This window comes from Fluviibacterium sp. S390, assembly GCF_049800695.1.
Classification (GTDB): domain Bacteria; phylum Pseudomonadota; class Alphaproteobacteria; order Rhodobacterales; family Rhodobacteraceae; genus Meridianimarinicoccus.
The window spans coordinates 21,157-27,156 of the sequence record NZ_JBNAFN010000032.1 but is presented as its reverse complement, the minus strand read 5'-3'; the positions used below and the strand labels follow the sequence as shown (position 1 = coordinate 27,156).

The window sequence follows — 6,000 nt, the reverse complement described above, 5'->3', positions numbered from 1 at the left end:
CTGGGCTGGCCGCCGAACACAGTGAAGAAAAGACCGTGATGATCGACGCGACGTATCTGAAGGCACACCGCACCGCGTCCAGCCTGGGCGTTAAAAAGGGGGGCGTGGCCGCCTGATCGGCCGAACCAAGGGCGGTATGAATACAAAGCTGCACGCCGTCTGCGACAGCCTGGGGCGACCAATCAATCTCTTCGTCACCGCCGGGCAGGTGAGCGATTACATCGGCGCACGGGCATTGGTGAGCAGCCTGCCGAATGCCGAGTGGCTGCTCGGGGACCGGGGCTATGACGCAGACTGGTTCAGAGAAGCATTGAAAGACAAGGGGATACGAGCCTGTATCCCCGGCCGAAAGCAGCGCAAGACAGCCATCAAGTATGACAAGCGTCGATACAAGCGCCGCAACCGCATCGAGATCATGTTCGGAAGACTGAAAGACTGGCGGCGTGTGGCCACTCGCTACGACCGATGCCCAAAAGTCTTCCTCTCAGCCATCGCATTGGCCGCAACCGTCATGTTCTGGCTTTGAGACAAGAACGAGTCCTGACCCTAACTGTCCGCACCCGAACGGGCGCAAACCCACCAACCACCGCCTTGTTCCTGAGGACGTTTTCTGGATTTCCCGAACGAATGCGCCGTGGCAACCCCGTCCGGAGGGGTTCGGGAAGTGACCAGCCTCTATAACGGCACCGCGCTGATCGGCGTGCCGAGTAAGGTCCGCGGCGTTCAAAGACCCCCTGAGGCCGCCGGCACCACAGGGGTCGCCTCGGCGGGTCTCGCATGAACAATTGTCGCAATGGATTGACTGTTGGCCGGGAACGCCCAGCGGGGCATGGACAAACGCGGTGTCGCGCATGATGGTGTGACCAGTCAAACCGGACGCCGGGGAAGGTCAAATGTTTGGACGGATTGAAACGGCCTGGGTGAATTTCCAGGCAAGCCCCCATTTCTGGGATGCCATCATGGTGGCCTGCCTGATGCTGACCGTGCTTGGGGCGCTGTCTTTCGTGGTCTGGCTGCTGGGCCTGCCGGGACGGATCGCGATTTCGCGCAATCACCCGGATGCCGAGGCGGTCTATACCATGGGTTGGGTCGGGTTCCTGGCGATCGTACCGTGGATCCAGGCCCTGATCTGGGCCTTCAAGCCCACCGACAAGATCGATATCCGGTACTTCCCCGACGAAGAACGCAAGCACGAGTTGGAAGACCTGCAACGCCTGTCGCGCTTTGCCTATGGCCGTGATCTCCCCAAGGAGCAGGTCGAGGCCCTGATGCGCCGGCTGGAGAACGAGACGGCGGCCGAGGCGGACAAGCGCGAGGCGGGCAGCCGCCCTGATCCGACGGCGCCGCAATCGGACAAGCGGGAGATCTGATCGGTGTTTGCAGTCTTTGCGATGACATTCGCCTATGCGGTGTTTGTCTGGCTCGTCTTTTTCAAGTTCAGATGGCTGCGGCTGACCCCGGCCTGGGGCGTGACCACGGTGTTCATCGGCCTACATCTGGTGCTGGTGCCACTGGTCGGCATGCGCTTCATCTCGCCGCTCACCACGGATGTTCGGCTGGTGCGCCACACGGTGCAGATCGTGCCGCGCCTGTCACAGCCCACCACCGTCGAAGAGGTGTTGGTCACCGAAGGGCAGGCGGTGAAAAAGGGCGACCCGCTGATCCGCATGGATGCCCGCATCTATCAATACCAGGTGGATGCCGCGACGGCGGCGGTGGCGGCGGCCAAACAGAATGCGGTGGTGTTGCAGGAAGATGTGAAGGTTGCCGAGGAATCCGTGGCGCGGGCGCAGGCCGAACTGACCTACAAGCAGAGCCAGGCCGACCGCTACACGGGTCTGGCGGCGCAGCGCGCCGCACCCGAGGCCGAGGCGCAGCGCTGGCAGACGGATGTGCTGACGTCCGAGGCCGAGGTGGCCGAGGCGCAGGCGCAACTCAAACGCGCGCAGGCGGCCTACGACTCGCAGATCGACGGCGTCAACACCGGGGTGCTTCAGGCCGAAGCATCGCTGAAACAGGCGCAATACTATCTTGAAAACACCCAGATCACCGCGCCCGCCGATGGCAGCATCGTCAACCTACAGGTGCAGCCGGGCATGGTGGCGGGCATCCTGCGGATCGGTGCCATCGCCTCGTTCATCGCCGACGACGATCCCTATATTCTGGCCATGTACCGGCAGGAAAACCTGAAGTTCATGGAACCGGGGCAGAAGGTGGTGGTCGCGCTCAACCTCTATCCGGGCGAGACGTTTTCGGCCACGGTCAAGGATATCTGGTGGGCCAGTGGCCGGGGCCAGATGATGCCATCGGGCCGCCTGCCCTCCTGGATCGACCTGCCGACCTATCCCGAAGGCCGCTACGCGGTGCAGATCACGCTGGATGATCCGCCGCCGCACACGCCGATCGGTGCCGAAGGCGCGGCCCTGGTGCTGACCGATCCGGCCAATCCGTTCACCTGGGTCGGGCAGATCGCGCTGCGCACCTACACCTGGAAGCGCTTCCTGTATCCGATGCCATTCTAGGGCCGGACACAACGGGGTCGGGCAAGGACACCAAGATGACGCAAGAAGCAGGCAACCACATGGCACCACGGCACGGCGCGAGCCTTTCGGAACATCAAGCGCCGGGCGGGGGCACGCGGCGGGCGACGCGTCGGTTTACGGGCCTGCGGGTGCGTGCGGCGGCGGGCCTGTTGAGCGTGCTGGCGTTGGCAGCCTGCGAGTTGGCCCTGGCGCCCGAACCTTCGGCGGTGCTGGATGACGCCCTGCCCGAGTCCACGGCGATCCCGGCGGCCTGGTCCAGCAAGGGCGCGGCCAGTTCGGCTGTGGGCGACAATTGGGTCGCCAGTTTCCGCGATTCCCGGATGACGTCGCTGGTCAACGAGGCGCTGACCAACAACCGCGATCTGACGGCGGCGGCGGCACGGGTGCAGGCGGCCCTGCAAACGGCGCAGATCGCCGGGGCGCCGATCATGCCCTGGGTGGGCGCCTCTGCTGGGTCGCACCAGATCCGCAATCTGGACGCGGATCGCACCCATCAACACAGCGGTGGCGGGATCGCGGTATCGTGGGAGGTGGATCTGTGGGGCAAGCTGCGCTCCAACCAGGCGGCGGCGGTGGCCGGGGCCGGCGCGGTGGCAAATGAGGCCGTCTGGGCCAGCCAGTCGATTGCCGCGACGGTGGGACGGTCCTGGATCGCCTATATCGAGATCGGCCAGTTGCTGGCGGCCGCCGATGATGTCGTCGATCAATACGCCCAGCTTGTGTCGCTGGCGCAAAAGCGCGAGGCCGCTGGCGTCGTGTCGGATTTCGACGTGGTGCAGGCGCAGGGCCGTCTGAACGCAGCCAAGGCCGCGCGGGTCGAACTGCGCGCGCAGTCGAACGAGGCCGCCGCCGCGCTGGAGGTTCTGCTGGGCCGGTACCCGTCACTGAAACTGAAGCCCGCCAGCAGCTACCCGCGGATGCCGGGCACGCTCTCGGCGGGCCTGCCACTGTCGCTGCTGGACCGGCGTCCCGACGTGGTGGCCGCGCGCGAGCAGGTGATCGCGGCCTTCTACAATGTCGAGGTGGCCAAGCTGACCCGGCTTCCGGGGATCTCGCTGACCGCGGCGGGGGGCAAACTGGTCGATCCCAGCCTGGCGCTGCTGGGCGCTGGCAATCCGGGGTTCCTGCAGATCGGTGTCGGCCTGCTGCAACCGATCTTCATGGGCGGCGCCCTGCAGGCCGACGTGGTGCGCATGACCGCCCGGCAGGCGGAAGCGACGGCGAACTACGGCCAGACGGTGCTGGAAGCCTTCGGCGAGGTCGAGGCGCGCATGGCCAACGAACAATTGCTGCGGCAGGCGCTTGGCAGCTGGCAAGCGTCCTATGACGACGCCAAGGATGCCGTGCAACTGGGCGAAAAGGACTATGACGCCGGAACCATCGACATGGTCGCGCTTCTCTACCTGACTGAATTTGCCATCGGCCGCCGCATCAACGTGATCCAGAGCCAGTCCGCCCTGCTGACGAACCGGGTCAACCTGTACCTGGCGCTTGGGGAGAGCTACTGAGCGCGGCGGCACGGGACGCCGGAAGCCCCGCTTATTCGTCAGAGGCCTCGGCCTCTGCGGCTGGAATGCGGTCGGGCCAGACCCAGAACACCACCAGCTCAAAGAAGACCGCCAGCGCCACGGGGCCGATGAAGAGACCCGGCAGGCCGAAGGCGATCAACCCGCCGAAGACCCCCACGGCCACCACCAGCGTCGGTGTGGTGACCCCGGACGACAGCGCGATCGGTTTCAACAGGTTCTCAAGCACGAAGATCGGGCTCATGGCGAGGGCAAACACCAGGGCCGCCGAGAAATCGCGGGTGAACCAGACCCAGGCCAGAACCGGATAGATGACGATGCCGCTGCCGATCTGGACGATGGTCAGCACCAGAAGGATCGCTGTCAGCAGCCCCGCATGGGGGATGCCCATCACCAGGGCCACGCAACCGAAAGCCAGCGCCTGCAAGACCGACACGCCCACGATGCCGCGCGACACGCTGCGGATCGTGGCCGCCGCAAGGGTCACGAAATCGGTGCCTTTCGGGCCGACGATCCGCATCCGGATGTCATGCAGGGCGGCGACCAGACGCGGCGCGGGCACGAACAGAAATCCCGAGGCCACGATGGCAATGGCAAAGACCAGCGTGCTGCCGGCCAGGCCGACGACGACCTTCAGCAGCCATTCGCTGGGCGCCAGCATGGTGTGGCCATAGTGTTTCAGGAAGTCGCCGGTGTTGTCCGTGGCCAGCGTCCAGAACTTTTCGATCTCCGGGCCCACGGTCGGCAGGTCCGTAAGGGCGTCGGGCAAGGTCGTCAGGTCGATCTTCCGATCCCGAACTGCTTCGGCGATGGCCAGCATGGATTCGATGAGACTGGCGCTGAGCAGCCCAATCGGCCCGAGGATCAGCGCAAGGCTGAGCACGGTCACGATCCCGGCGGCGACGATGCCGCTGCGGACCAGACGATCGCGGATCCACAGGTAGACCGGATAAAGGGTGACCGTCAGGATCACCGCCCAGATCATCACGGTCACGAAAGGATGCACCAGCGCGGCGATCACGCCGATAAACAGGATCAGCAGCCCGATCCGGATCGTCAGGTCGATGGCAAGCCGTTCCGGGCCGGGGCGTTCTGGGGGGCGGTTTGACGGGGTCATCGGCAGATCCGGTCAGGCCGAGCGGACCGGGGGCATCGCATCCGGGCAGCCCCGGCAGGCGGCCTCAAGCGTCGCCCTTGCGGTGCCCTGTCAGCCGCGCGCCGATCAGCAGCATGGCGATGGCCAGAAGGGCCACGATCAGCAGAACCCAGACGTATTGTTCGACAATCGCCATCCCGATGGTCAGCAGACCCAGCGCCAGCCCCAGCACGATCATCCGCCAGTTGCCCCGGATCCCGTCCAGAACGGTGCCCAGTGTCAGGATGAAGGCGCAGGTCAGCCCCACATCCGCGTTGGCCATGCGGCCGGTGCTGACCAGCAGGAACAGCAGGTGAATCACCACCAGCACCGCCAGCCAGTGCAGCAGCATCGGCAGGATGGTGCGAAAATCCGTGAGCTTCAGTCCAGCATGATACCGGCTGTTGGCCAGCGAGGCCGCGGCCACGAGAATGACCAGCAGGTTCCAGTACAATAGGCTGCCCGCCGATGAAACATCGGTCACGGCAATGGTCCCGAAGGCAAGACCCAGGACCACCAGCCCGACGACCATCGCGACGATGGTGGCGCGGGAAACACTTGGGGATTGCGTATCGCCTTGGCTGTCCATGGTGGAAAATCTCCTCTGGGTATCGACTGGGCTGGTCCCGGATCCGCCCGAAAGGATGCGGGTCCGGGCCGCCGCAGAATGCCTGAAGAACTATCCGTGCCAGCGCATCGGTCTGGCAAGGGGGCATTTGCGCCCCGGGGGGCGGGCCGCCGCCCCGCCGCCTTGTCCCCCGGATTGCCACGTTGGTTTTCCCCACGCGGCGCGGAA

The 6,000-nt window shown here is 65.3% G+C and carries 5 protein-coding genes and 2 pseudogenes; 5 read left to right on the top strand and 2 right to left on the bottom strand.

Translation table 11 applies throughout. From position 1 onward, the window contains the following. The 5 genes and pseudogenes from ACP15K_RS18675 to ACP15K_RS18655 all read left to right on the top strand — a co-directional run. Nucleotides 1-526 (top strand): annotated as a pseudogene (locus ACP15K_RS18675) (IS5 family transposase); the annotation flags it as partial. 31 nt (nt 527-557) lie between these two features. Further along, nucleotides 558-665, top strand: a pseudogene (locus tag ACP15K_RS18670) (IS5/IS1182 family transposase); the annotation flags it as partial. 228 nt (nt 666-893) lie between these two features. Beyond that, the gene (locus ACP15K_RS18665; RefSeq protein ID WP_226925751.1) at nt 894-1,370 is read left to right on the top strand and encodes a DUF3302 domain-containing protein; all 477 of its coding nucleotides are present in this window, start codon (nt 894-896) and stop codon (nt 1,368-1,370) included. 21 nt (nt 1,371-1,391) lie between these two features. Beyond that, nucleotides 1,392-2,522, top strand: a complete 1,131-nt coding sequence (locus ACP15K_RS18660; RefSeq protein ID WP_424991255.1) for an HlyD family secretion protein — start codon at nt 1,392-1,394, stop codon at nt 2,520-2,522. 35 nt (nt 2,523-2,557) lie between these two features. Further along, nucleotides 2,558-4,051 (top strand): efflux transporter outer membrane subunit, encoded by a 1,494-nt coding sequence (locus tag ACP15K_RS18655; RefSeq protein WP_424991254.1) that lies wholly within the window; start codon nt 2,558-2,560, stop codon nt 4,049-4,051. 31 nt (nt 4,052-4,082) lie between these two features. Here the strand turns inward: ACP15K_RS18655 and ACP15K_RS18650 are convergent, their stop codons facing one another. Both ACP15K_RS18650 and ACP15K_RS18645 read right to left on the bottom strand, forming a co-directional pair. After that, on the bottom strand, nt 4,083-5,186 hold the full coding sequence (locus tag ACP15K_RS18650; protein ID WP_193140925.1) for an AI-2E family transporter: 1,104 nt from the start codon (nt 5,184-5,186) through the stop codon (nt 4,083-4,085). A gap of 64 nt (nt 5,187-5,250) precedes the next feature. Beyond that, nucleotides 5,251-5,793: a hypothetical protein gene (locus ACP15K_RS18645; RefSeq protein WP_193140926.1), complete on the bottom strand. Its 543-nt coding sequence runs from the start codon at nt 5,791-5,793 to the stop codon at nt 5,251-5,253. Between the last annotated feature and the right edge of the window lie 207 nt (nt 5,794-6,000).

Excerpts from the sequence above, each read along its gene's own strand:
- ACP15K_RS18645 (WP_193140926.1), bottom strand. The coding sequence starts at position 5,793 with ATGGACAGCCAAGGCGATACGCAATCCCCAAGTGTTTCCCGCGCCACC.
- ACP15K_RS18650 (WP_193140925.1), bottom strand. The coding sequence starts at position 5,186 with ATGACCCCGTCAAACCGCCCCCCAGAACGCCCCGGCCCGGAACGGCTT.
- ACP15K_RS18665 (WP_226925751.1), top strand. The coding sequence starts at position 894 with ATGTTTGGACGGATTGAAACGGCCTGGGTGAATTTCCAGGCAAGCCCC.
- ACP15K_RS18655 (WP_424991254.1), top strand. The coding sequence starts at position 2,558 with ATGACGCAAGAAGCAGGCAACCACATGGCACCACGGCACGGCGCGAGC.
- ACP15K_RS18660 (WP_424991255.1), top strand. The coding sequence starts at position 1,392 with ATGACATTCGCCTATGCGGTGTTTGTCTGGCTCGTCTTTTTCAAGTTC.